Origin of the sequence: Bacillus sp. CCB-MMP212 (genome assembly GCF_022748145.1) — a bacterium.
Lineage (GTDB): Bacteria > Bacillota > Bacilli > Bacillales > Bacillaceae_G > Bacillus_A > Bacillus_A cereus.
On record NZ_JALDQE010000006.1, the window covers coordinates 106,871 to 131,119 of the forward strand.

Sequence of the window (24,249 nt, forward strand, 5' to 3'; positions counted from 1 at the left end):
CCTTGCGTTTGTCAAATAATAGTAAAGTTGTCTTTTGAATTAAGGGAATCTTCCGAATTAAAGGGTGAGAGAATGGACATTTCAATAATCACTGCACAACTAGTTAAGGAAAAAGTTATTTCACATTATCCAAATAGCGTAAAAGCATTAAACGGGGGAACGACAAGCACTATATATTTGTTAGATGAACAATACGTTGTAAAGTTGAATGAATCGGATGTCATACGTGAAGAAGCTTATTTTCTTCAGTTTTATAAAAAGGACGAATTATTTCCAAAGCTTTTATATAAGGAACCTTTAAATCGCTATATTGTTTACTCATTCCTTGAGGGCACAACTTCTTGCAAACTAGGCTATAAACGGAGTGTTCTTTGTAAACTTGTAAAAGAAGTTATCAATGAGTATGAAGTAGCTACAGAGGTTGATGGCTGGGGATGGAAAGAAAATCCGGTTCAATCTTGGAGTGAATTTTTAACAACAAATGTGATAGAAGCTCATGAAAATGTAAGGCGTTACATAAGTGAAGAAGAGTATAGAACGGTTCTTAAGTTAGCGAATAGGGACGCTGGAATAAATCAGCCGTTTTTATTGCATGGTGATCTTGGATTTCATAACTTTATATTTAAAGAGAATGAGCTGCACGGTGTAATTGATCCTTTACCAGTGTTAGGAGATCCTATATATGATTTAATTTATGCGTTCTGTTCAACTCCGGAAGATTTAACAAAAGAAACGATTGGTTATGCGATGAAACAATGTGTATTTCATAAAAATGACCGTGATTTATATGAAGAGATAGTCATAGGATTATATTTGCGTATAGATACATGTTTACGGCACCACCCGAAAGATTTAGAAGATTATTTAGAAGCTTGGCGTTATTGGATGGGTGAGGTTGAGGTGACTTTATAGTACAAATATTTTTGGGGAGATAGTGAGATGAATTTTGCAGAAGCGAAAAAGGATTTAGCAATAAAAACGAAGAGAGGCCTACCGATTATATTAGCCGGTGTTTTATTTTGGATAGTTATGAGTATAACGGGATTTGTTCTTTCTGAAAAACAAGTGGTGTGGGTATATTTAATCGGTATGGGCTGTGTGTTTCCTTTTGGCTTAATGATAGCTGCTATATTGAAGATTGATATGTTTGCGAAAGGAAATCCGTTAGGGGTTTTGGCAGGCTTAATTGGTGGAATAAATGTATTGAATATTCCACTTGTATTACTTGCCTATTTTCAATTTCCAGAATGGTTACCTTTTGTAGTAGCGATGTTAATAGGTGTTCATTTTATTCCGTACGTATGGATTTATGAAAGTAAAAGTTATGGTTTATTGTCAGTAGGGACTGTATTTGTAACGTCAGTTTGCGGGATTCTTTTTGCAGAAAAAGGATTTACTGTAATTCCGTTATCGGTTACAGTTGTCTATTTACTTACTTTTATAAGTTTATTAATTGAAAATAAAAAAGCAGATCATTATCAACAAAAATCTGCTTAATAAAAATATAGTGATAGGGGAAATTATTATGAAAAATTTCGTTTGTACAACGTGTGGCGTGCAGTATGCGGCGAGTGTAGAAGAACCGGTGAGCTGTCATATTTGTGATGAAGAGAGGCAATATGTGAATCCAAAAGGACAATCTTGGACGACACTGGAAAGCTTACAAATTGGTGATACATATAAAAATGAAATAATCGAAGAGGAAGGTGGACTTTATAGCATTACAACAAAACCAGGATTTGCAATCGGTCAAACGGCATTTGTAGTGAAAACAGAGTCATATCGTTTACTGTGGGACTGTATTACGTATTTAGATGAAACGACAATTACGAAAATAAAAGAGCTTGGAGGATTAGATGCGATTGCATTGTCTCATCCTCATTATTATTCAACGCAAGTAGAATGGGCAGAGACATTTGATGTACCAATTTATATACATGAAGATGATAAAGAGTGGGTGATGCGTCCAAGTAGTCGTATTATTTATTGGTCTGGTGAGTCTTTACAATTAGCGGATGGGATTACTGTACATCGTCTTGGAGGACATTTTAGTGGTGGTTCTGTATTGCATTGGGAAGAAGGTAATGACGGAAAAGGAATTTTATTAACAGGTGATATTATTCAAGTTGTAGCAGATGAGCGGTGGGTAAGCTTCATGTACAGCTATCCAAACTTAATTCCACTACCAGCGAGAAAAGTGGAAGAAATGGTGAATCGAGTGAAGCCGTTACAGTTTAATCGTTTATACAACGCTTTTCATCGAGTAGTAAAAGAAAATGCAAATGAGGCAGTTGAACGTTCTGCTGACAGATATATAAAAGCAATAGAAGGAAAGTTGTTTCATACGTAAAAGGAGAGTAGCTTAATGAAAACGTTAGTATGTTTTGGAGATAGTATTACAGCTGATGATGTATTTTTTGATGGGATACCTAGATTAACGCCAAGGTTACAAGTAATGTTTCCAGATTGGAAAGTAGTGAATGCAGGTGTTCCGGGTGATAATACATTCGATGCGTTAAATAGAATTGAAGAAGATGTAATATCATATAAACCAGATTTCGTAACAGTTTTTCTTGGTACGAATGATGCAGTTTCTTTTTCTCAAGTGTCATTACAAGCATATAAAGAAAACTTAGAGAAGATTGTGAACCAAGTTTTATCAGATAAAGTACTACTGATTAGTCCTGCACCAGTTGATGAAGAAAGACAGCGTAATAGAACAAATAGAGTGCTTAGTCAGTATGCAGACGTGGTGGAGAAAGTGGCGAGGGAAACAGGAAGTTATTTTCTAAATGTATTCGCTGAAATGATTCAAGAACGGGATTATAAAAGATTTGTAGAAAATGATGAAAAAGATGGATTACACTTTGGGCCAGAAGGTTATGAGTATGTAGCGAAGTTAATTGGTGAAAAGTTAAAAGGGATTTTATAAGGAGCAAAGCACTTAGTGCTTTGCTTTTTCGTATTTCTTTCGTAGTCCATAAACTTATTGATTGCTGTAATTTGGATAGATATTTGGCATTTTTATCCCGCATTAACTGCCCGTAAATGCCCGATTGGTGAGGGCTAATAATCAGTGGGGGATGAACAAAACCCCACTGATTAAAGTTTCACTTTATGTGGGTAAAAGGTTAGTGCTGTTTTAAAGTAATATAAATTTATTTTTAAAAATTTATATTTCGTAGTTGAAAATTAATAAAGGTGTAACTATAATAGTTACAGTAAGTTTGTTGTTTTGAGATGTACATATTGAATTACAAGAATGAAGGGAGTTTTTATGTAAATCAAAAAGCTATAAAATCTATTGATTTTTATAATAAGATAAAATGCTTTTGGTTCATACACATTATTAAATATGTTATTTCTAATAGAAAACTAGAGGTGGAAAAATGAAAAATTTTAAAGGTATGTTAATATCATCACTTGCAATTACAGCTTTTGCTGGGGTAGGTACGACATTTGTAACAAATACAGTATATGCTGCTAATAACGATTCTAGTAAAATACAAGTTCGTTCTAATAAGAGTATAAATACAACAACTGGCTCGAGATTGCCTGTACTATCAGTCAATCCTTATGATGAACCTAGATTTTCGAGACAGGGATATCTTGAAGAGGCACCTTTAGGAATTAATGCTCCTTATGCTTGGGGAATTAAAGGAGGAAATGGTCAGGGAGCAACTTTTGTAGATTTGGAAGAAGGCTGGTTATTAAATCATGAAGATTTAGTCGGTCAAAATATTGAATTTATGTCTGGAAAAATGAGTAATGATCTTTCTCACGGTACTTCAGTTCTAGGTGTTGTTTCTGCAGCTGACAATGGGATTGGGAACATTGGAATTGCACCAAAAGCAAAGGCAAAAGTAATTTCAGTAATCCGAGATAATGGGAGAATTGATGTAAGAGATGCTATTTTAAGTGCCGTAGATTCTTTACAGGCTGGAGATGTTTTATTAATAGAAGAGTCCTTTAAATATGATGGATATGGAGATGACCCTTTACCAGTAGAAGTATACCCGAGTATATTTAATGCAATTCGCAAAGGTACAGATAAAGGCATTATTATTGTAGAAGCAGCTGGTAATGGTGGGATTGATTTAGATGAATTTAAAGACCGTAATGGTAAACAGATTTTAAATCGAAATAGTCAAGACTTTAAAGATTCAGGAGCTATTATAGTTGGAGCATCTACTGCAAGAGTTCCTCATAAACGTTTAGCTTTCTCTAACTATGGTAGTAGAATTGATGTATATGGTTGGGGAGAATATGTTGATACATTAGATACATATCAAAATCAAAATAGTAAAGGACAAAAAGTTACAGATCAGAACATAATTAATCGTTATACTTCTAATTTTCGTGGTACTTCTAGCGCTTCGCCTATAATTGCTGGGGCTGCTGTATCGATTCAAGGCATTGCTAAAGAACATTTAGGTAAGGCATATACACCAAAAGAATTGAGAGCAATTTTAAGTAATCCTAATACAGGCACAAAGACTAATAACCCATCATCTGATAAAATAGGGGTTTTACCAGATTTAAAAGCGATTTTGTCTAACCTTGGATTTCATAATGATTTGACTACCAATGATCCTATGGTATTTCCAGATAACGTAGAAAAAAATGAAGGAAAAGAAAATTCAACTTTCGTATTTCCAGGTGAAGAAACAAAAAGAACAGGTGATAAAAATTCAACTGTAACCTTTCCAGAAGAAGATTTAAAACAGGAGGAAAAAGAAGAGGGATTAATTGTTTTTCCTGATTAATAAAAAAATACTACCTTCCATTTGGAGGTAGTATTTTTTATTTCTTGTCAATAACAAGCAGGCATGAAATTTGTATTTGTTTATCTTTCATAATGAATTTAACTAAAAAAATCGAATATTTGACTGTTAATTTACTTTTTCGTCTCAATCAATTACATGAATTAATCTAGAAATGCTTGCTGTAATGCTTTCAGTCCATCGCTGTAAATACCATGAAACAGATTTATTGCCTCTTCATCACTAACCTCAACAGGAGTGAATGTACCAGACCACTCTACTAACGATGTATTACTTTCAGTACCTTCTTTCACCTGGATTGTAGATAAATAATTAGTGACTGGGAACGGTGCATTCATGATTGAATACGTGTAGTAGCGTTCTTTATCATTGAATATTTCTAAGCGTTCTATAATTGTATCACCATCTGGATTAGCTAGATGACGTACACGACCGCCTTCCGTTAATTTACTGCTAGGTATATAAGGTAACCAGTCTGGAAGGGAGTTGAAACCTCCGATTAATTGCCATACTTGTTCAGGTGAACCGAAAATTTCCATAGATGTAGTAGTATGTGCCATATTCATTACGCTCCTTTTCATCCCGGTATTTACGGGTAAATAATCAGTGGGGGATGCTCCCACTGATTAAAGTTTCATTATTATTTTACGTTGATTGGTAGTGGTGCATTAGGTGCTACTAGTTTTTGTTCGCGCATTTCTTCCCAGAATGCTGCTGGAATTACTGTATTTAAGGCGTTTTGGTCTTCTACAATTCGTTCCGGTTTACTTGCACCAGGAACAACGGCAGCAACTGCTGGATTTGCTAGTGAAAATTGTAATGCAGCAGCTTTGATGCTGATGTCGTGACGATCTGCAAGAGCTTTGATTTTCTCAACTTTTGCAATAATTTCTGGCGATGCTTTTTGATATTCGAAGTGAGCGCCGCCAGCAAGAATACCTGAGCTATATGGGCCACCAACAACAATATCCATATTATGCTTTACAGCTGCAGGCATTACTCGTTGCAATGCACGTTCGTGGTCTAATAATGAATAGCGACCAGCTAGTAAGGATATATTTGGTTTCGCTTCTTCTAAATCAAGCATAAGTTCAATTGATTCTACTTTGTTTACTCCAAGCCCCCAGCCCTTAATAACTCCTTCTTCACGTAAACGTGTTAGCGCACGGAATGCTCCTGTTCGAGCTGTTTCAAATTGTGAAATCCACTCATCACCATAAAAGTCTTGTGCTAAATCATGAATGAAAACAAAGTCTAGACGATCTGTTTTTAAACGTTTCAAACTTTGCTCGATAGAACGAAGTGTTGCATCTGCGCTATAGTCATTGATCATTTTATTTTTGCGACCAAATTCGAAAAGTCCGCCTTTTTCACCTAAATCACGTGCAGATGGATCTTCTAGTTCATCTGAAATCGTTCGACCTACTTTGGTGCTTAAAAAGTAATCATCACGATTTCTTTTTGACAGTGCTTCACCAAGACGGATTTCCGCTAATCCAGATCCATAAAGTGGAGCTGTATCAAAGTAACGAACGCCATTCTCCCAAGCAGCATCCACTGTAGCGATTGCTTCTTCCTCTGGGATATTACGGTACATATTTCCTAGTGGTGCTGTACCAAACCCGATTTTTTCTTTTAGTAATTTACTCATTATAGATATCCTCCTAAAATGTATTTGAAAATTATTTATTCATTGTGAATGGATGTGAAAATGAAAACATGTCATTTCATCGTCTGACAAAATGTATGATAAAAATACTCACTTTAAAGTACAGGTACTAACAGGTAATTTCTAACACTGCATGACTCACTCAACTCTTACAAATGCTATTATGAAATGTATTTTACATAATGAAAAGTACGTACTTTAAAGTGATATAGATACTAAAAAGTAATACAGGTACTTTTTGGTGCCGTACTACTCATCTGCTGTTTACGTATGCTATTATGAAACATGTTTAACACAATAAAAAGTACGTACTTTAAGGTGCTATAGATACTTAAAAGTAATATTTAAATATTTTAGCTTATTTGTCTTATAAAATTATTAAAGGAGATTTTTATATGAAAACATACAATATTCCTGTAGAGGCAACTTTAGAGGTTATCGGTGGAAAGTGGAAAGTAGTTATCCTTTGTCATTTAAAGAAAGACAAAAAGAGAACGTGCGAATTAAAACAATTAATGTCTGGTATTACACAAAAGATGTTAACGCAACAATTACGTGAATTAGAAGAAGATGGTGTAATCGAGAGAAAAGTGTATAACCAAGTGCCACCAAAAGTAGAATACTCTTTAACTGATTACGGTCATTCTTTAGATTCTATACTCGATACTCTTTGTAACTGGGGAGAAAATCATCTTGAAAAGAATGGTAACACGTCTATGCTTATAACCGCAGCTGAATAAAGAAAGAAAAAACGAACGAGAATACGTTCGTTTTTTCTTTTTGTATAGAGGGAGATTTTTAAGCAGCATAATTACTTTTTTGTAATATAGGTACTTTTTTGTGCTGTAGGAACTAAAATGTGCCGTATAGAAAATTATTTATTTTTACGTAACAATAGATAAGGAATTTATAAAAAAGGAGAGGAGATCGCGTGAAACAATATAATATACCTATAGAAGCAACTTTAGAAATTATCGGTGGAAAGTGGAAGGTCGTCATTTTATGTCACTTAACGAAAGGGACGAAGAGAACGAGTGAGTTGCAACGTCTAATTCCTGAAATTTCTGTGAGAATGTTAACGCAGCAACTACGTGAGCTGGAAGAAGATGGTGTGATTACACGTGAAATTTACAAAGAAATTCCCCCTCGAGTAGAATACTCCCTAACCGATTATGGGTGGTCTTTACAAAATGTATTAAATCAATTAACCGCATGGGGAGAACGATGCATAGATAGAAAAAACACAGAAGTTAAGTGAAATCTCTATATGTAATATTGAAAACACCACCTAATGAAGAGGTGGTGTTTTTCGTTTTAAAACTTTAGAAAGTTGTTATGATGAAAAGTAAAATTTTTGAGGACCTGTTTCAGTCATGGGTACTTAAAAGTGCCTACATCACTTTAAAGTACGTACTATGCTTCATAATATAACCGTTTTATAATGACACTCGTAGCAAGAAGTCATAAAGATTTTAAGCTATGTTCAAAAAGACTTATTAACTAGTATAGTTTTTTGTTCAATTTTTTAGTAGGAGATGTTTTTATGGTTGAAGAACTTTTTTATAAAAAAATACTTAAAAATCTGTTTTCAGATCCAGTTCAAATTACACTTTGGAATGGAGAAACAATACAATATGGCGAAGGGGAACCTCAATTTCATATAACATTCCATAAGCCGCTCTCAAAAAAAGAAATTGCTAAGGATCCTTCTATTGCATTCGGTGAAGCATATATGAATGGAGACCTTGAAATAGAGGGTAACCTTGAAAAAGCAATTCAATCTATTTATAAAAGGCAGGATAGCTTTTTAGGTGATAGTAAGTTGCAATATTTCAAAAGTAAATGGAATTTCTCAAAACAAAAAAATAAAGATGATATTGCTCATCATTATGATATTGGGAACGATTTCTATAAATTATGGCTTGATGAAACAATGACATATTCTTGTGCATATTTCCAAAATGAGCAAGATTCTTTAACGACAGCTCAACATAATAAAGTGAATCATATTTTGAAAAAGTTGAACCTTCAAAAAGGTGATACGCTATTAGACATCGGTTGCGGGTGGGGTGAGCTCATTACAGCTGCCGCTAAGCAGTACGGTGTGAAAGCGATGGGAGTAACGTTAAGTGAGGAACAATTTGCAAAGACTTCCGAGCGAATTAAACAAGAGGGACTTACGGATTTAGTTGAAGTATCTTTACTTGATTACCGCGATATTAGGAATCGTAAATTTGATAAAATTGTTAGTGTAGGTATGATCGAACATGTAGGAAAAGACAACATTACGCAATACTTTGAAACAGTTAACAAACTACTAAATGATGGCGGGATTTCTCTGCTGCATTGTATTACTTCTCCGGCTAATGGTGGTGCTACGAATGGTTGGATTGAAAAATATATATTCCCTGGTGGGTATGTTCCTGCTGTTAACGAATTAATCACGAACATGACAAACGAACAATTTTTCATTGTTGATGTGGAAAGCTTACGTAGACATTACGGGAATACATTACAACATTGGGCTCAAAATTTTGAAAACGTACTAGAGGAAGTTCGCAAAACGAAAGATGAGCGATTTATCCGCATGTGGCGTTTATATTTAAATGCATGTGCAGCTTCATTCTTTACAGGTAATATTGATTTACATCAATTTGTATTTACAAAAGGGATTAATGATACAATTCCGATGACACGTTCTTATATGTATGAATAAGAGCATGTAACCAAGGAGCTCTCTAGTCATCGAGTGTAAATAAAATGATGATAGGACATAAGTCTATAACGTAAAGTCGAGATGGGGATCAGAAAATGATTTCTATCTCGACTTTTTGATATATAATTTTAAAATCAAAACTATATACTTTTAAAGAAAAAATATATAATAAATGTAGAAACGAAAATTTATGAGCAAGGAAGTTGAAGAACATGACATTAACAATGGGCTTTATTGGATTTGGAAAATCAGCTAACCGTTATCACCTACCTTATCTGAAGACACGTAAAAATATAAAAGTAAAAACGATTTTTGTGCGTCAAATAAATAAAGAATTAGCGGCTCCATATGAGGAAAAAGGTGTTTACTTCACTACTGATTTGGACGAATTGTTGAATGACAAAGAAATTCAAGTAGTGACGATTTGTACGCCAGCACATACGCATTATGAATTAGCAAAAAAAGTTATACTAGCCGGAAAATCAGTTATCGTTGAAAAACCATTTTGCGATACAGTAGAACATGCGAAAGAATTATTAGCTTTAGGACGAGAGAAAGGTGTAGTCGTTATGCCTTATCAAAACCGTCGTTTTGATGGTGATTTTTTAGCTGTAAAGCAAGTAGTTGAACAAGGATTCCTTGGTGATATTATTGAGATTGAATCACATATTGATTATTTCCGTCCTGGTTCAATCACTCATGAAGCTCCAAAAGAAGAAGGTTCATTTTACAGTTTAGGTATTCATACGATGGACCGCATGATTTCACTATTCGGCCGTCCAAATACAGTGACATACGATATTCGTAATAATGAAATGGAAGGTGCGGTTGATAACTATTTCGATGTTGGTCTACATTATGGAAATCAGTTGAAGATTAAGCTGAAAACGAACCATATCGTAGCGAAAGATTATCCACGCTTTATCGTTCATGGAACAAATGGATCATTTATTAAATACGGTGAAGATCAGCAAGAAAATGATTTGAAAGCGGGGATTATGCCTGAGAGTGCAGGGTTTGGTGAAGATTCACCGATGTACTATGGAGTTGCTAAGTATCGTAATGCAAATGGTGACTGGATTGAAAAACAAATTAAAACACCGCTTGGTGATTATGGTCGTTTCTATGATGCAGCTTATGACACAATTGTAAATGGTGCACCAAAACTTGTGAAAGACGAAGAAGCGGTAACGAATATTGAAATCTTGGAAAACGGATTTGCTGCCCCATCACCTTCAGTCTACAAACTTGAGGCTTTACATTTGAATGAATAGAAGCGAGTATGCAGTATAAAGGAGGTATGGAAATGGCAAGCGGATCAACACAAGTAAAATACCTCGGCATTTATCAAAAGATTAAACAGCAAATTTTAGACGGTGAATATAAAATCAATGAAAAAATTCCGAGTAGCCCCGTCCTTGCTGAAGAATTTGATGTTTCAGCACTTACTATTAAAAAAGCGCTGGATCTGTTAGTAAGAGACGGCTACATCATCCGCCGGCGCGGAAGTGGAACAGTGGTGCAAGATTGGCGTCAGCAGGAAAAGGCACGAATGATTCAAACTTTAACAGGTACGAAAGCTGTTTACGGCAGTGAGGTAGAAAGTAAAATTATCGAGTTTGCGATTGTTGGTGCTGATGAAGTAGTTGCTGAGAAATTGGGAGTTTCAATCGGTGATTTCGTCTATAAAATCATTCGCCTCCGCATCATTCACAGCATTCCGACGATTATGGAGCATACATGGATGCCAATTTCGGTTATCCCAGGTGTTAAGGCTTCTGTTTTAGAGGAGTCGATATACTCACATATTCAAAATAAACTTGGTCTTGAAGTAGGGACATCTGTTGTCAGGGTTAAAGGAATTCGCCCAGATGATAGGGAAAAGCAGTTTATGAACTTAACAAATCAGGATTTCCTCATGCGAGTTGAACAAGTAGCTTACTTAACGGATGGACGAACTTTTGAATATTCTTATGCAGATCATCTACCGGAAACCTTTGAGTTTGAAACAGTCATTACGGCAAAAAATTATAAAGAGACATAAAAACTGGTTGAGGCAAGTATTGTCTCAACCTATTTTATGTCTTCTACAGTTATTATTCATCTGCTGTAATCAGCATGGATGTGTTCCCGGTTTTTTCAAGATGAACTTCTCCCCAGGAACAGAGGGAATCGAGTATAGCTCCTAAAGACGAACCGTAATCCGTTAAAGAGTACTCTACTTTTGGTGGTACTTGGTCATATACTTTCCTTTGGATTACACCATCTTCTTCTAGTTCCCGTAATTGTTGGGTTAACATTTTTTGCGTAATACCAGGCATTAAACGTTTTAATTCACTCGTTCTTTTTGTTCCTTTTTTTAAATGACAAAGGATAACAACTTTCCACTTTCCGCCAATAACTTCTAAAGTCGCTTCTACAGGAATATTGTATGTCTTCATAAAAAAACTCCTTTGATGAATTTAGATTACAGTTGTGAGCCTACATCCGTTGCAATACTAAAATTATTTCTTTTTAGTACCTATAACACTTTAAAGTGCGTACTATTTATTGTGCTAAATATCGGTCATAATAACCGATGTAAGAGAGAAATAAGCAGAATGGCACTTGAAAATGCATATGTTACTTTTTAGTACCTATAACACTTTAAAGTACGTACTTTTTATTAGGATGAATATAATCCATAATAGCACTTGTAAGCAAGAAATGCGTGAAATGTGCTTTGAAGGAGCCATCATGCTATGGGGAATTTTACATGAGAATAATTTGTTGTGTTATTAAAATTAATCCAAGACTTAACAGTTGATTAATTGAACTGTAAAGTTTAAAATTACAGTAAGATTTTTAAAAGTGAGTTGTTAACGTCTGTAAAATGTAGCATGAATAATAGAGATAAATGAAACATTGCTGAATAATTAACATTATGTGAATTTGATTCTAAACTGTAATTTTTTTTAATACATTTCAATAAGCGATATTTAAAATGTACGTTTAATAACATTAAAGGAGTGAGTTAAATATGGTAATTCTATATACAACAGCAAGCTGTGCTTCATGCCGAAAAGCGAAAGCATGGCTTGAAGAGCATCAAATTGATTATATTGAAAAAAACATCGTATCAAATTCTATGACAGTTGATGAGCTTAAATCGATTCTTCGTTTAACTGAAGAGGGGGCTACTGAAATTATTTCAACTAGATCCAAAACTTTTCAGGACTTAAATATAAATATTGATGAGCTCTCGCTAAATGAATTTTATACATTAATAATTGAGCATCCACTAATGTTGCGTCGCCCGATTATGTTGGATGAAAAAAGATTGCAAATTGGTTTTAACGAAGAAGAAATTCGCAAATTTTTACCACGTAGTGTCCGAACATTTTTAAACATTGAACTGCAAAAGTTGGCTAATTAATAAGTAATAGTATGAAAGAGAAATTTTTTGAAAGGAGGAAACTGAAGGTGATAGAAGTATGCGTTACAGTTAATTATAAAGACAGAAACTATCAAACAAATGTCATTGTGAACAAAGATACGATTTGGACAAAAATTGAACAGTTGGCAGAAGAACAAGTGAAGAAACAGTGGGGTTTTTAAACTTAATTATTTAAACAAATGAAGTTATATGCTAGAGATTATAACTAAATTCAAAATTTTTCAGGTATTAAATATAAATAAGAAATTTTCTTGAAAGGAGGAAGCAGAAGATGATTGAAGTATGTGTTACAGTTAATTATAATGATAGAAATTATCAAACAAATGTTATTGTGAGTAAAGATACGATTTGGACAAAAATTAAACAACTGGCAGAAGAACAAGTGAAGAAACAGTGGAGTGTTTAATTTTATTTTCAACTTAAAAAGCTAAATGAAGTTATCGGATATAGGTGAGACCGGATAGAATATAAAGGAATTAATTTTTTTATGGTAAGAAGTATTCTATATGTTTTAACGTTCTAACCAATCTGTAATATTTATGGCTACAGTATGTTAATATATGAGAAACAATATTTTTAATCGTAGGAGGAAAATCATGAACAGCGACTTTACCTTGGCCATTCACAGTTTAACTTATTTAGCTTTACAGCCAGACCGGATGTCAACAAGTAATGCTATTTCAGAAAGTGCAGGTGTTCATCCAGTACGCATTCGCAAAGTACTAAGTTTGTTAAAAAAACATAAGTTTATACAATCGAAAGAGGGGACTGGTGGCGGTTTTATTTTCGCTCGCGATTTAGATGAAATTAATCTTTGGCATATTTATCAGATAACCTCTGAAGGTGCTTTGCAGCCGAAGTGTCCAGAATCAAACAATCAGTGTGTTGTAGGTTCGAACATGCGAAAAGTTCTTTTCGCTATTTTCTTAGGTGCTGAAGAGCATCTAGGTGAATACTTAAAGAATTATACAATGAAAGAAGTTGTTGACCTTATCAATCAAGAGCGTTAAGCGGCTTAATTATTATATAGCCGTGAGTTCTTAATACTTAAATGTAATGAAAAATATTACAGTATAATTTGTTTTTATATCTTTTTTATCGTCACAAAAAATATTTATAGGAAGGTGAAACGGTATGATGTCAAATAATAATCATGTTTTAAAAGTAGGAGATTGGGTTCGTGGAATATCAAATGAAGGTGAATTAATAGTTGGTTATATTGTATCACTTGATGATGTAGAGGATATAGTTACAGTTAGTATTGTGAAACGTGACGGCCAGTACACAATAAACGAAGCGATTTTACTCTTTAGTAAACACGTTAACAAACTCCCTGAATCAAAGGTAATAAATAAGGAACAAATCCTTTATCTTATAGATCTTGCATTATTAACAGGGGATGAAGAATGGTTTATCGAGCTTTCTTCAAAATTAAACTCGATAAACGAGCTAGTTAATGGGGGAGTTTAATTTTTTAGCCTATGCCCTAATCAATAATATCCTCTCTTTTGTTGCATCTTAATAAAAGAGAGGATTGATGTTATGAAAATAAGATTAACAATGGTTAGCATCATATGTCTGTTTAGTTTTTTATTACCATGCATTTCTGCTCAAGCAATTGTAGAAAAGGAAAATGATATAAACAGAAATTTTGGCATAGATTTAACCGGTTATGAACTTTATTCGTTTGGAGACTTTAACCAATTAGATTATAAGATAACGCCACTTACTCAGTTGTTTTTAGGGATAGTGCAAACAGAAGGTGAGTGGATTAATGAACCACGATTATATATTAAGGGAAATAAAGGTTATTTTCATCTTTTGAAAGCGGACGGTACGAATGTTCTTTATACCGTTGAAAAGAGCGGGGATTTTTGGAGGATTATAGATGTAAAAAGAAAGAAAATCAACAGAATACCTGTACCCAAAAAACTTTTAAAAGAAGTAGTAATTGAGCTCTTATTGGAGCCGATAAGCAAAGAGGTTGAAAACTATTATAAGGAACCAAAACTTTGGTATCGAGGTTCTGAAAAAATACTTGAAATAAGAAAAGATACAACAAATTATACTTTTTATGTAACTGTTCAAATTCAAACTTTTGAGGGTGCACACAATCCGCCTTATGGAGAGGACACAATTACTTTTCGCATAAAAGGAAATGATCTAAAAACGATTCATTACAAACATAGAGATATCTCTGAAGAAGAGTCGAACAAACTAGAATTAAGATGACATTGAAGTGATTTGTTTGTGAATCCTTGATAACGATAATTATGTAAATGAGCTGTCCATATGGGGCAGTTTTTTTGTTTTTTGCTCAGTGTATTTTTTAAAAAATGTATATGAATTCAATGTTGATAATATATATCCTAAAAATTGGTTTTTGTATTTTGTGAATCTCTTCTTTTTGTCTACATTAATTATTTATTAGAATATCTTTTGTGTTTAAAATAATTTTTTTTGATAAAAGGGGATATAAGTATTTTTAGAATGAGTCACCTAGAAGGACAATATATAATTGTATATTTTTACTAACTAATTCAGCTTTACGCGATAAAAACAATGGCTACATGCTAACTGTAAAATATTATCCATATAAAATTATTCCGCTTTAATATTTCTGAAAATATAAAAATATTAATTTTATAAATATACACGTTATAATGAGGGCGTCGAGAGAAATTTTATTATCTCTGGAGAAAATATAAAAAATGCGATTCTTAGTAAGAAAGGTGTGTGATTAGAGGCGAAATGTATGTAATGTGCTTCAGTGGCTTGTGTAAGCAATATCATCAGTGCTACCGAAGTTATGAAAGTAATGTATAGAATTGAGAAAGAAATGCCTCGCAAATGAAGAGAGGCCGGTTTAGCTAAAATTACTGTTAAAAGTAAAAAAGAGAAACCATTAAAGTAATACACTGTTATTAGAAATGTTGCAACGTATTTATGAAGTCTATTCTATATTGTTCTCTTAAGGGGTCTTTATATAAAGAGCGGATACTTTGAGTAAACTTTTTTGTGAACGCTAACAATTATATTAGGACGCTAACTAGCGAATGTTTCAATTTGGATTCATTATGATGAAGGACATACAATGTGGGGCAACTTGTAAGGAATTCATTTTCCGAAAAGGGAATATTTGTTAGATGCAAAGAGGGATGTAGGAATAGATACAAGGGGGAGTTATTATATGAACGGGAATACTGCAAAGAAAATAGAAGTTCAAGCTGAAAATACCGCACTAAAAAATGAGCAATATGCAGATCCGAAAAAGTGGCATAAGCAGGATACTACATGGGCACTCAGTCTATTTGGAACTGCAATTGGAGCAGGGGTGCTCTTTTTACCGATTAATGCAGGTTCAGGTGGTTTATTATCTTTACTACTAATTACATTGCTTGCATATCCAGTTATGTACTACTCACATAGGGCACTTGCTAAAATGATATACGCTTCTAATTCTGCTGATGAGGGGATCACAGGTACAATTAGAGAGTATTTTGGAAATAAAGCGAGTATCATTTTTAACATCGTATATTTCGGTTCAATTTATACAATCGTACTAATGTATTCGGTTGCGCTTACAAATACTGCAAGTAGTTTTATCGTGCATCAATTGCACATGGCAGAACCTCCAAGGGCTATTTTATCACTTGTATTAGTTCTTGGTCTTATCGCTATACTAAATTTTGGTCAAGATATTACTGTAAAGGTAATGAGTATGTTAGTGTATCCTTTCATAGTTTCTCTACTTTTTATCGCAATATCTTTAATTCCACAGTGGAATACGTCAATGCTTAGTTTTTCAGCTGTTTCAACTGCTTCAACAGGAACAGGCTATTTTGGGACGATATTGATGATTCTACCAATTATCGTATTCTCATTTAATCATTCACCTATGATTTCATCATTTGTTGTGAAACAGAGAGCTACGTATGGAATCGAAGCCACTGATGCTAAATGTGCGCAAATACAAAAGGTTTGTTATATCATGACATTCGCTGTTGTTATGTTCTTCGTTTGGAGTAGCGCATTGAGCTTGACTCCAGATGATATAAAAATGGCAAAAGAACAAAACTTATCAATCCTTTCATATCTTGCTAATGAGCTTAATTCGCCTGTAATCACTATTGCAGCTCCAATTATTGCTTTTGTGGCTATTACAAAGTCTTTCCTTGGCCATTATATAGGAGCATTTGAAGTAATGCGTGACATGATTATTAAGTTCGGTAAATCACGTGGAAAAGATATTGAAGAAAAAACAATTAAGACAATAATCCTTACTTTTGTTGTATTATCATGCTGGTTTGTTGCTTATACAAATCCAAGTATTCTTGGACTTATTGATTCTCTAAGCGGTCCTTTAGTTGCTGCTATCTTATGTCTATTACCGATGTATGCGATTCAAAAAGTACCAGTACTAGCTAAATACAAAGGGAAAATGAGTAACGTATTTGTTATTATTGTAGGTGTACTCACAGTTTTAGCAAGTATTAAGTCATTATTCTAATTCACTACTGTTGGTTTTAGTATCAAAATAGTTGGATCTGAGAAAATAAGGAGCAAGTTTTGAATAGTTTTTTTCAAAACTTGCTCTTAAAATATTCTAAGCAATTAATTTTACAAATAAGTTTATTCATATTAGTCATCTAGCGTTTTGGTCATATACTCATCCAATATTATCAAGACCTAAATCGAAAAATTTTAAATATCAAGCGCCTAACGTATTATATATCCCTAATATGTTAGGCGCTTTTATTTTGGATAATAAATTTTGAACCTAAATTTGAATAGTATATTTCTCTATTTGATGCTTATTTAATATTGTAAAATTTGTATTGAAAATTCGAGGTTTTAAAAGTATCATATACATATTCAAACATTTGAAGATGTATATGATACTTTTTGAAATTGAGGAAAAGTAACGGAGGGATTTCAATGGGAAACGAAATGCAACAATTTAAAGCAGATTTCTTTAAAGCCTTAGCACACCCTTTGCGAATAGGTATCTTAGAATTATTGTCAGAAGGTGAAAAAAGCGTAAACGAAATTCAAGATATTCTAAATAAGGAAGGTTCAGCTGTTTCTCAGCAATTAAGTGTACTACGTTCAAAAAATATTGTTGTTGGTAGGAAAGATGGAAAAAGAGTTTTATATTCTTTACGAGACCCTATTATTGTGGATTTATTGGTGGTTGCACGGAAGATTTTTAACAACCATTTAATCGATACGATTTCAATGTTAGAAGAGCTAGATGAAGCAGAAAGTGAAATGATGTCCAAGGAGGGATAGGTTGAGTATTGAGGTTAAGAAAGAAGATATCATTCAACATGGGATTGAAACATTTCGCTCATTAGGAGCTCATTACGTTTGTGAAGTTTGTATAAAAAGTGGAAATTCTTGTTGTTTTTCATGCCAACATTTACAAGATGGAGTTGGATGTCAAAAAAGAAATACTGCTTGTACAGCTTGGTTATGTGGAATTCAAGGTTTTTTATTTGATCAAATAGGATTACTGGATGAATGGAATCGTTTTTGGAATGAAATTCCAGGACAAATGTTTCGTAGAGATATTACTCCAGATAAGGTAAGGATTAGATCGTTTATTGATACAAAGAAGCTAGATAGTCGAGCCGGAGAACGTCTAGCAGAAAGATTGAAATCCTATGTACAACAAGGTGGAGATATAGGTGAATTGGAGTGTCATTTAAGTAAAACATATAGTAAATATTAGGATGTTTTTTATTTTTGTGAAAAGGACAATTTTCTGTATAAGGACCGAGAAATACATTTGTAATCCAGATCTATTAAAAATAGAAAAGAAGGGTTTGTAATGAGAAAGTTATTTACAGGAAGGTTTGAAGGATATTCATTAGCACATTTTCAAAAGGATCTTCTTTCAGGAATGATTGTTGGAGTTGTTGCGATTCCACTTGCTATGTCTTTTGCTATAGCCTCTGGTGTTAAGCCAGAGTATGGGATTTATACAACCTGTATTGCTGGAATACTCATTTCACTGTTTGGTGGTTCGAAGTATCAAATTGGAGGACCTACAGGTGCTTTTGTTCCGATTCTTTTAGGAGTTGTAATTACCTATGGATACGAAAATTTACTACTCTCGGGTTTGTTAGCTGGAATTATTTTATGTCTTATGGGAATCTTCAAACTAGGCTCTTTAATTAAGTTTATTCCACGTCCTGTAACAATTGGTTTTACTTCAGGTATTGCTGTTATTATCTTTACGGGACAAATTGCTAGTTTTTTAGGTTTAACAGGTATAAAAAAGCATGAGGAATTTCTAGCAAATTTGAAGGAACTCTTCACTCATATCAGTACTACCAATTTTTATAGTGTTATAACTGCTTTGATTTGCTTTTTTGTTATACTCATAACACCAAAGATTTTACCAAAAGTGCCTGGTTCATTAGTAGGTGTTGTTATTTCAACTGTAATTGCAACTGTATTTTTCTCAGGTCATGTACCTACTATTGGTACAGCATATGGCACGATTCCAAATACACTTCCTCAGTTTGATATACCAGAAATCACATTAGAACGTATAAAACAGTTAATTGGTCCTGCATTTGTTATTGCGATGCTCGGTGGAATTGAGTCGCTTTTATCCGCTGTCGTGGCAGATGGTATGACAAATAGTAAACACAACAGTAACAAAGAGCTTGTCGGTCAGGGGATTGCAAATATTGTTACCCCGTTATTTGGCGGGATTCCAGCGACTGGAGCAATTGCTCGTACAGCGACTAATATTAAGAGTGGGGCTGTATCTCCGATGTCGGGTATTATTCATGGGGGATTTGTGTTATTGACACTTTTACTGTTAGCTCCATATGCTTCACATATTCCTCTTGCTAGTATGGCTCCCATTTTAATGGTGGTAGCTTGGAATATGAGCGAACAAAAACATTTTTATCACATACTCAAAATGAAGACAGGAGATTCCCTTGTATTACTAGTAACATTTTTACTTACTGTATTTACTAGTTTAACAACAGCTGTGGAGATCGGTCTTATTTTAGCTGTTATTTTGTTTACAAAACGTATGAGTAATATGCTTGTTATATCTAAAGTGCTTCCTGATCATACAAAAAAGAATGAAAAATTGTTATCGCATGTGGTAAATAAAGCTCATGATTGTCCACAAATTAGTATTTATACAATAGAAGGCCCATTATTCTTTGGGGCTGCTCAAACATTTGAACAAAATATTTTAGCGACTATTCATTATAAACCTAAAGTTTTAATTTTACGTATGGGAAAAGTTCCTTTTATTGATACCACAGGAGAGTCTTATTTTAGGAATATTGTTCAGCACTTCAAAAAACAAGGTGGCGTACTTCTTATTTCTGGAATTCAATCAGAGCTAAAAGCCAATCTAGATAAGAATGGATTGTACGCTGAGATTGGGAAAGAAAACTTTTTTGATCATACCGGGGAAGCAATTAATTGTGCTTTAGGACATCTGAATACAAAAAAATGTATAGGGTGTAAGCATTTTGCTTTTCATGAGTGTACAGGGCTTTCTCAGCAATCGCAGGAAATCAATACAATAAAGAATAAAGTAAATGCATTAGATTTTTAAAAATTTCACTTCACGTACAAAGTTTGTTTGATTTAATCTACTTTTTCATCATTTTATTAAAAAATAGAGAAGAAGAAAGTTTGCTTTGGAGAATGTGGAGAAGATTTTTTACAAGGTGTGAACAAGTAGTTTTTTTTTATACATTCAACAAATAAGTATCAAACAGTAAGAAGAGAATATTTTCCGTATATTTAAACGGAAAAGGGAAATTAAAAATAATATTTATTTAATAGAATACACGAAAACGAGTGGAGGAAATAAAAATATGTCTAATTTACCAAATTGTCCAAAATGTAATTCAGAATACACTTACGAAGATGGGAATCTTTTTGTTTGTCCAGAATGTGCTCATGAGTGGACTTTAGAATTAGAAGCTGAAAATAGTGAAGATACAAAGGTAATTAAAGATGCAAATGGAAATATTTTAAACGATGGTGATTCTGTAACAGTAATTAAAGATCTTAAAGTAAAAGGAACTTCATCAGTTGTAAAAATTGGTACAAAAGTAAAGAGTATCCGATTAGTTGATGGAGATCATGATATTGATTGTAAAATTGATGGTTTTGGAGCTATGAAATTAAAATCTGAATTTGTTAAAAAGGTATAAATACAATTTTGTTACATCAAAATTAGTTTGAAGTTAATGAATATACACTGTTTTTCAGCTGTACCCCGTGCCCAACAACTTAAGAATTTCGAATTACCTTGAAATGATAAAATGAACTTTTGGTTATGATTCAGCAGATTTTTTTGGGGAGTACTATGAAATTTTAGCTTGCTAGCAATATAGTACAGCCGAAATATTTGAAATAGCTATAAGACTATTCTTTCGATGGTATGATGAAAGATATGGAAACGGAATAGGTGTCAATCAGACCTCAATATTAATCTTGACCATTAGCAACAAAAACCACCTCTCATAAAGGTGGTTTTTCAGTATTAATATATTTTAATTAGTCACGTCTAAATGGCCCTTTTGGAGCAATTAGCTCTAAATTAGTACCATCTGGATTACGGAAGTAGGCAACTCCTGTACCAAATCCAGATTTCAAGCCGTTTTCTTGAAAGATAATTGGTTCTCCATATGGGTGCTATCTTATGCCCATCAGGCTAATAAAATGGATTGCCTCTGAAACAAAAAAATGATTTTTATTACTATAAAAAACGTAAAGTATCTGTTTTTAGAAAAAATTAATTTTTATAAATTGATGGAGATATAGCTCAATTCTTTTATATATTTAGTTAAATATGATTGTCAGAATGAACTTAAAGTAATTATGATTTCTAGAAATGCGAACTGATGTTTTGAATTGGTTTAAAGTTGCTAGAACAAAATAAAACCAATTGAGCAAAAAAACTTGCAAAAATAAAAAGAGAGATGTATATTGATTGATGTATCAATAATTGATATATCAATTAATATTTTGACAAGAAAGAAAAGGAACATTTTATGAAGGAAATGTTCGTAAATATCAGTGGAGAAGAACGCAAAATACTTATTCATGTTCTATTACAGATGCAAAAAAATGTAGAGAATATTAAAGAATAGAGAGTGTAGGGGGGCAGAATAGTGTGGAAATAATCGCAGCTATTTTAGTCGGGATCGTAGCATTAGAACATTTGTTTATCATGATCCTTGAAATGTTTTTTATTGATTCAAAAGTAGCGAAACGTGCTTTCAAATTACCGAAGCATTTAGAAGGAGATCGAAACGTAGCCATTATGTTTGCAAACCAAGGTTTATATAATGGATTTTTAGCGGCTGGTCTCATTTGGGGACTTGTACTTGGACTCAATCCAATTGGTTATATGGTCCAATTATTTTTCGTGATTTGTGTGGTGGTAGCAGCTATTTTCGGAGGTTTCACATCTAATAAATCAATTATTGTGAAACAAGGACTTCCAGCTGTTTTAGCACTGGTTGCCCTTTTATGTATGATATAGAATCAAAGTTTCTCAATAAAAGAACTCATTTTTGAAAAGAATACGCTATTCTTTCTTTAAAATTATAGGAAAGGATGGCGTTTTTGTATGTCTATTTCTATAAGTAGTGAATTATAACTATTCCCTCAAGGGACTCAACTGCTTTTCAGCTTTTGGATATATTTTCATCCATCTTTGTTTCCTCCTATTGTTGGATAGTGTAATAATTGATAAAAATTTTGATGAAATTGGATTATAACGATTGATCAAAAAAGTTAGTGATTAAAAATATTATTCTTTAGTACATACATTTTTAAGATGTTAAATATATTTCATAATAGTCTCTGTAAGATAGGGATAAGTAGAATAGTACTTTAAAGTACCTATAGCACTTTAAAGTGCGTACTTTTTATAACTTTGAATATCATTCATAATAGCACCAGTAAGAAGAAAACAAGCTTTACGGTACTACTAGTTACCAACGATGTTACAGCAGTTTATTTGGAATCAGATTGATTGAAAGGTTGTACTATATGGCCTAATAATTTCGAAAAAATGTCGGTGTGGCATAAAACAATTATGGAGGTTAAAGATATGAGTACTTCAAATTTGAATGAAATAAGTAAACAAATTTTAAAAGAGGAGGAAACGCTTCAATTTTCCTCTTTTACAAATGAAGATGCCTTGCAACTAGGTTTATTTATCGTTGAAACAGCAAAGCGAGAGGGGAAATTGATTGCTGTTGATATAACGAAAAATGGTGTGCAATTATTTCATTTCAAGATGACAGGGACAAATGCGGAAAATACGAAATGGATTGAGCGTAAAAAACGAGTCGTTTCCCTGCATGATCGTAGCTCGTATTATATGCAGATACAAAGTGAAATAACTGGAATTTCATATAATGAAAAATATCTTTTAGATACTTCGGAATATGCTGCGTTTGGTGGATGCTTTCCTATCAGGATAAAAAACGTAGGGGTTATTGGAATGATAACAGTTTCAGGATTACCACCAGAAGAAGATCACGAATTGGTAGTAAGAGCAGTTAAAAATCATTTGAACCAATAGTTGTAACTAGTCAATAGATAATTAATTTTAGGGGGCAATACTATGCCATTAATCGAGCTAAATACTTGGCCAACCATGTCAGCAGAAGAAAAGAAGGAATTTATTTATAGTGTAACGGAACTTACAATAAAACTATTAAAAATTGTCCCTGACAAAATTCAAGTGTTGATAAAGGAACTTGAGAAAGAAAACTGGGGGAAAGCTGGGGCTGTAGCAAGTGATGCTACCTTTGCTGAGAAAAGTAGGGTGTCCAATTGGGAGACAAAAGAGTCTTACGATACACCAGGTCGTAACGTTAATGGAATGGCTATTATTAAGATTGATATATGGAATACATTTGATCAAGAGACAAAGGATAAGTGGGTAAACGAACTTACACAAGTAACATCTAAATATACTCATGCACCTTTGGATAAAGTACTAATTCTTATTCGCGAAATGATTCCAGGGAACTGGGGACAAAGTGGTGTAACAGGAGCTAATGCAGATTTCCTTTCCAGAAGTCGTACATTTTAATCGTTAAATAAAAAAGGCAAAAATGAACACATTTCTGTTCGTTTTTGCCTTTTTATTATTTGTCTGTGGTAATGAACATGATCCTTTATATGTTTAAGTAATGTCCTCTAAAGTTGCCTCTACGGGAAAAGTGTATTTCTTCATTTGAAAGTCTTTTTCATGGAATGTAGATTTCAATTTTTGAGCAAAATAAGTTAGGTTATATAAATGTTACTTTTTAGTACCTATAGTACTTTAAAGTACGTACTTTTTATTATGTTAAATATCATTCATAATAGCACATGTGAGAGGGAACAAGCTTTATGGTACTAGTAATTAACTATGTTACTTTTTAGTACCTACAGCACTTTAAAGTGCGTACTATTCATTATGTTAAATATATTTCATAATAGTACATGTAGGAAAGAGACAAGCTTTACGGTACTAAAAAGAGAATGCAACCATTCATAATAGCGTTTGTAGAGATTAAATATGTTTTTTAGAAGATAAAAGGGCCTTTTTATCGCACTATTATGATAGGAATTATAGGGAAGAGGG

At 33.3% G+C, this 24,249-nt stretch carries 27 protein-coding genes and 1 pseudogene; 24 read left to right on the plus strand and 4 right to left on the minus strand.

The genetic code is table 11. The features are described from left to right. Window positions 1-72 precede the first annotated feature (72 nt). The 5 genes from MRP26_RS18020 to MRP26_RS18040 all read left to right on the plus strand — a co-directional run bounded on the left by MRP26_RS18020 (window position 73) and on the right by MRP26_RS18040 (window position 4,766). Window positions 73-912 (plus strand): aminoglycoside phosphotransferase family protein, encoded by an 840-nt coding sequence (locus tag MRP26_RS18020; protein WP_053563919.1) that lies wholly within the window; start codon window positions 73-75, stop codon window positions 910-912. A 27-nt stretch (window positions 913-939) separates the two neighbouring features. After that, the gene (locus tag MRP26_RS18025; RefSeq protein ID WP_197241920.1) at window positions 940-1,497 is read left to right on the plus strand and encodes a DUF7010 family protein; all 558 of its coding nucleotides are present in this window, start codon (window positions 940-942) and stop codon (window positions 1,495-1,497) included. 28 nt (window positions 1,498-1,525) lie between these two features. After that, window positions 1,526-2,350, plus strand: coding sequence for an MBL fold metallo-hydrolase (locus MRP26_RS18030; protein ID WP_053563921.1), 825 nt, complete (start codon window positions 1,526-1,528; stop codon window positions 2,348-2,350). A 15-nt stretch (window positions 2,351-2,365) separates the two neighbouring features. Further along, window positions 2,366-2,932: an SGNH/GDSL hydrolase family protein gene (locus MRP26_RS18035; protein WP_197234677.1), complete on the plus strand. Its 567-nt coding sequence runs from the start codon at window positions 2,366-2,368 to the stop codon at window positions 2,930-2,932. A 457-nt stretch (window positions 2,933-3,389) separates the two neighbouring features. Further along, entirely contained in the window at window positions 3,390-4,766 is a 1,377-nt protein-coding gene (locus MRP26_RS18040) for a S8 family peptidase (RefSeq protein WP_088024545.1), read from the plus strand. 161 nt (window positions 4,767-4,927) lie between these two features. Here the strand turns inward: MRP26_RS18040 and MRP26_RS18045 are convergent, their stop codons facing one another. After that, window positions 4,928-5,344, minus strand: a complete 417-nt coding sequence (locus MRP26_RS18045; protein WP_053563924.1) for an SRPBCC family protein — start codon at window positions 5,342-5,344, stop codon at window positions 4,928-4,930. Window positions 5,345-5,424: 80 nt separating this feature from the next. Beyond that, entirely contained in the window at window positions 5,425-6,435 is a 1,011-nt protein-coding gene (locus tag MRP26_RS18050) for an aldo/keto reductase (RefSeq protein WP_000040529.1), read from the minus strand. A gap of 413 nt (window positions 6,436-6,848) precedes the next feature. On the opposite strand from MRP26_RS18050, the gene MRP26_RS18055 reads away from it, so the two are divergent. The 5 genes from MRP26_RS18055 (at window position 6,849) to MRP26_RS18075 (ending at window position 11,213) form a co-directional block, all read left to right on the plus strand. Continuing rightward, window positions 6,849-7,193, plus strand: a complete 345-nt coding sequence (locus tag MRP26_RS18055; protein ID WP_000860820.1) for a winged helix-turn-helix transcriptional regulator — start codon at window positions 6,849-6,851, stop codon at window positions 7,191-7,193. A 191-nt stretch (window positions 7,194-7,384) separates the two neighbouring features. Further along, on the plus strand, window positions 7,385-7,711 hold the full coding sequence (locus tag MRP26_RS18060) for a winged helix-turn-helix transcriptional regulator (protein WP_000816339.1): 327 nt from the start codon (window positions 7,385-7,387) through the stop codon (window positions 7,709-7,711). A 285-nt stretch (window positions 7,712-7,996) separates the two neighbouring features. Further along, entirely contained in the window at window positions 7,997-9,169 is a 1,173-nt protein-coding gene (locus MRP26_RS18065) for a cyclopropane-fatty-acyl-phospholipid synthase (RefSeq protein ID WP_000229035.1), read from the plus strand. A gap of 212 nt (window positions 9,170-9,381) precedes the next feature. Beyond that, a complete protein-coding gene (locus tag MRP26_RS18070) occupies window positions 9,382-10,443 on the plus strand; it encodes an oxidoreductase (protein ID WP_000176598.1) in 1,062 nt (353 codons plus the stop codon). A gap of 32 nt (window positions 10,444-10,475) precedes the next feature. Further along, window positions 10,476-11,213 carry a GntR family transcriptional regulator gene (locus MRP26_RS18075; protein WP_000146276.1) on the plus strand — a complete coding sequence of 246 codons (738 nt, stop codon included), beginning with the start codon at window positions 10,476-10,478 and terminating at the stop codon, window positions 11,211-11,213. Between the two features lie 52 nt (window positions 11,214-11,265). On the opposite strand, the gene MRP26_RS18080 is transcribed toward MRP26_RS18075, so the two are convergent. Further along, entirely contained in the window at window positions 11,266-11,610 is a 345-nt protein-coding gene (locus tag MRP26_RS18080) for a winged helix-turn-helix transcriptional regulator (RefSeq protein ID WP_000860831.1), read from the minus strand. Window positions 11,611-12,188: 578 nt separating this feature from the next. Between MRP26_RS18080 and spxA the strand changes: the two genes are divergently transcribed. From spxA to MRP26_RS18135, 11 genes are all read left to right on the plus strand, one after another. After that, window positions 12,189-12,584 carry a transcriptional regulator SpxA gene (gene spxA, locus MRP26_RS18085; protein WP_000236189.1) on the plus strand — a complete coding sequence of 132 codons (396 nt, stop codon included), beginning with the start codon at window positions 12,189-12,191 and terminating at the stop codon, window positions 12,582-12,584. 47 nt (window positions 12,585-12,631) lie between these two features. After that, window positions 12,632-12,766 carry a BA3454 family stress response protein gene (locus MRP26_RS18090; protein ID WP_000573515.1) on the plus strand — a complete coding sequence of 45 codons (135 nt, stop codon included), beginning with the start codon at window positions 12,632-12,634 and terminating at the stop codon, window positions 12,764-12,766. Window positions 12,767-12,876: 110 nt separating this feature from the next. Further along, complete coding sequence (locus tag MRP26_RS18095) at window positions 12,877-13,011, plus strand: BA3454 family stress response protein (protein WP_000573532.1); 135 nt, start codon at window positions 12,877-12,879, stop codon at window positions 13,009-13,011. Window positions 13,012-13,201: 190 nt separating this feature from the next. Next, window positions 13,202-13,615, plus strand: a complete 414-nt coding sequence (gene saiR, locus MRP26_RS18100; protein ID WP_001083465.1) for an Rrf2-family transcriptional regulator SaiR — start codon at window positions 13,202-13,204, stop codon at window positions 13,613-13,615. 124 nt (window positions 13,616-13,739) lie between these two features. Continuing rightward, the gene (locus tag MRP26_RS18105) at window positions 13,740-14,075 is read left to right on the plus strand and encodes an IDEAL domain-containing protein (protein WP_000987464.1); all 336 of its coding nucleotides are present in this window, start codon (window positions 13,740-13,742) and stop codon (window positions 14,073-14,075) included. 72 nt (window positions 14,076-14,147) lie between these two features. Continuing rightward, window positions 14,148-14,837, plus strand: coding sequence for a DUF3888 domain-containing protein (locus MRP26_RS18110; RefSeq protein WP_000702350.1), 690 nt, complete (start codon window positions 14,148-14,150; stop codon window positions 14,835-14,837). A 958-nt stretch (window positions 14,838-15,795) separates the two neighbouring features. Continuing rightward, complete coding sequence (locus MRP26_RS18115; RefSeq protein WP_001014163.1) at window positions 15,796-17,115, plus strand: aromatic amino acid transport family protein; 1,320 nt, start codon at window positions 15,796-15,798, stop codon at window positions 17,113-17,115. 428 nt (window positions 17,116-17,543) lie between these two features. After that, the gene (locus MRP26_RS18120) at window positions 17,544-17,897 is read left to right on the plus strand and encodes an ArsR/SmtB family transcription factor (protein WP_000526188.1); all 354 of its coding nucleotides are present in this window, start codon (window positions 17,544-17,546) and stop codon (window positions 17,895-17,897) included. 1 nt (window position 17,898) lies between these two features. Further along, a complete protein-coding gene (locus MRP26_RS18125) occupies window positions 17,899-18,339 on the plus strand; it encodes a hypothetical protein (protein WP_000021459.1) in 441 nt (146 codons plus the stop codon). A 99-nt stretch (window positions 18,340-18,438) separates the two neighbouring features. Then, complete coding sequence (locus MRP26_RS18130; RefSeq protein ID WP_001228490.1) at window positions 18,439-20,202, plus strand: SulP family inorganic anion transporter; 1,764 nt, start codon at window positions 18,439-18,441, stop codon at window positions 20,200-20,202. A 265-nt stretch (window positions 20,203-20,467) separates the two neighbouring features. After that, complete coding sequence (locus MRP26_RS18135) at window positions 20,468-20,809, plus strand: zinc ribbon domain-containing protein YjdM (protein WP_000067658.1); 342 nt, start codon at window positions 20,468-20,470, stop codon at window positions 20,807-20,809. A gap of 346 nt (window positions 20,810-21,155) precedes the next feature. On the opposite strand, the pseudogene MRP26_RS18140 reads toward MRP26_RS18135, so the two are convergent. Continuing rightward, window positions 21,156-21,290, minus strand: a pseudogene (locus MRP26_RS18140) (VOC family protein); the annotation flags it as partial. A gap of 484 nt (window positions 21,291-21,774) precedes the next feature. Here MRP26_RS18140 and MRP26_RS18145 point away from each other — a divergent pair. The 3 genes from MRP26_RS18145 to MRP26_RS18155 all read left to right on the plus strand — a co-directional run bounded on the left by MRP26_RS18145 (window position 21,775) and on the right by MRP26_RS18155 (window position 23,712). After that, the gene (locus MRP26_RS18145) at window positions 21,775-22,146 is read left to right on the plus strand and encodes a DUF1304 domain-containing protein (RefSeq protein WP_000402473.1); all 372 of its coding nucleotides are present in this window, start codon (window positions 21,775-21,777) and stop codon (window positions 22,144-22,146) included. A 534-nt stretch (window positions 22,147-22,680) separates the two neighbouring features. Next, a complete protein-coding gene (locus MRP26_RS18150) occupies window positions 22,681-23,196 on the plus strand; it encodes a heme-degrading domain-containing protein (protein ID WP_105559683.1) in 516 nt (171 codons plus the stop codon). Window positions 23,197-23,238: 42 nt separating this feature from the next. Continuing rightward, window positions 23,239-23,712 (plus strand): tautomerase family protein, encoded by a 474-nt coding sequence (locus MRP26_RS18155; RefSeq protein WP_242806512.1) that lies wholly within the window; start codon window positions 23,239-23,241, stop codon window positions 23,710-23,712. Window positions 23,713-24,249 lie beyond the last annotated feature (537 nt).

Excerpts from the sequence above, each read along its gene's own strand:
- MRP26_RS18020 (WP_053563919.1), top strand. The coding sequence starts at position 73 with ATGGACATTTCAATAATCACTGCACAACTAGTTAAGGAAAAAGTTATT.
- MRP26_RS18025 (WP_197241920.1), top strand. The coding sequence starts at position 940 with ATGAATTTTGCAGAAGCGAAAAAGGATTTAGCAATAAAAACGAAGAGA.
- MRP26_RS18030 (WP_053563921.1), top strand. The coding sequence starts at position 1,526 with ATGAAAAATTTCGTTTGTACAACGTGTGGCGTGCAGTATGCGGCGAGT.
- MRP26_RS18035 (WP_197234677.1), top strand. The coding sequence starts at position 2,366 with ATGAAAACGTTAGTATGTTTTGGAGATAGTATTACAGCTGATGATGTA.
- MRP26_RS18040 (WP_088024545.1), top strand. The coding sequence starts at position 3,390 with ATGAAAAATTTTAAAGGTATGTTAATATCATCACTTGCAATTACAGCT.
- MRP26_RS18045 (WP_053563924.1), bottom strand. The coding sequence starts at position 5,344 with ATGGCACATACTACTACATCTATGGAAATTTTCGGTTCACCTGAACAA.
- MRP26_RS18050 (WP_000040529.1), bottom strand. The coding sequence starts at position 6,435 with ATGAGTAAATTACTAAAAGAAAAAATCGGGTTTGGTACAGCACCACTA.
- MRP26_RS18055 (WP_000860820.1), top strand. The coding sequence starts at position 6,849 with ATGAAAACATACAATATTCCTGTAGAGGCAACTTTAGAGGTTATCGGT.
- MRP26_RS18065 (WP_000229035.1), top strand. The coding sequence starts at position 7,997 with ATGGTTGAAGAACTTTTTTATAAAAAAATACTTAAAAATCTGTTTTCA.
- MRP26_RS18070 (WP_000176598.1), top strand. The coding sequence starts at position 9,382 with ATGACATTAACAATGGGCTTTATTGGATTTGGAAAATCAGCTAACCGT.
- MRP26_RS18075 (WP_000146276.1), top strand. The coding sequence starts at position 10,476 with ATGGCAAGCGGATCAACACAAGTAAAATACCTCGGCATTTATCAAAAG.
- MRP26_RS18080 (WP_000860831.1), bottom strand. The coding sequence starts at position 11,610 with ATGAAGACATACAATATTCCTGTAGAAGCGACTTTAGAAGTTATTGGC.
- spxA (WP_000236189.1), top strand. The coding sequence starts at position 12,189 with ATGGTAATTCTATATACAACAGCAAGCTGTGCTTCATGCCGAAAAGCG.
- MRP26_RS18095 (WP_000573532.1), top strand. The coding sequence starts at position 12,877 with ATGATTGAAGTATGTGTTACAGTTAATTATAATGATAGAAATTATCAA.
- saiR (WP_001083465.1), top strand. The coding sequence starts at position 13,202 with ATGAACAGCGACTTTACCTTGGCCATTCACAGTTTAACTTATTTAGCT.
- MRP26_RS18105 (WP_000987464.1), top strand. The coding sequence starts at position 13,740 with ATGATGTCAAATAATAATCATGTTTTAAAAGTAGGAGATTGGGTTCGT.
- MRP26_RS18110 (WP_000702350.1), top strand. The coding sequence starts at position 14,148 with ATGAAAATAAGATTAACAATGGTTAGCATCATATGTCTGTTTAGTTTT.
- MRP26_RS18115 (WP_001014163.1), top strand. The coding sequence starts at position 15,796 with ATGAACGGGAATACTGCAAAGAAAATAGAAGTTCAAGCTGAAAATACC.
- MRP26_RS18120 (WP_000526188.1), top strand. The coding sequence starts at position 17,544 with ATGGGAAACGAAATGCAACAATTTAAAGCAGATTTCTTTAAAGCCTTA.
- MRP26_RS18130 (WP_001228490.1), top strand. The coding sequence starts at position 18,439 with ATGAGAAAGTTATTTACAGGAAGGTTTGAAGGATATTCATTAGCACAT.
- MRP26_RS18135 (WP_000067658.1), top strand. The coding sequence starts at position 20,468 with ATGTCTAATTTACCAAATTGTCCAAAATGTAATTCAGAATACACTTAC.
- MRP26_RS18150 (WP_105559683.1), top strand. The coding sequence starts at position 22,681 with ATGTCGGTGTGGCATAAAACAATTATGGAGGTTAAAGATATGAGTACT.
- MRP26_RS18155 (WP_242806512.1), top strand. The coding sequence starts at position 23,239 with ATGCCATTAATCGAGCTAAATACTTGGCCAACCATGTCAGCAGAAGAA.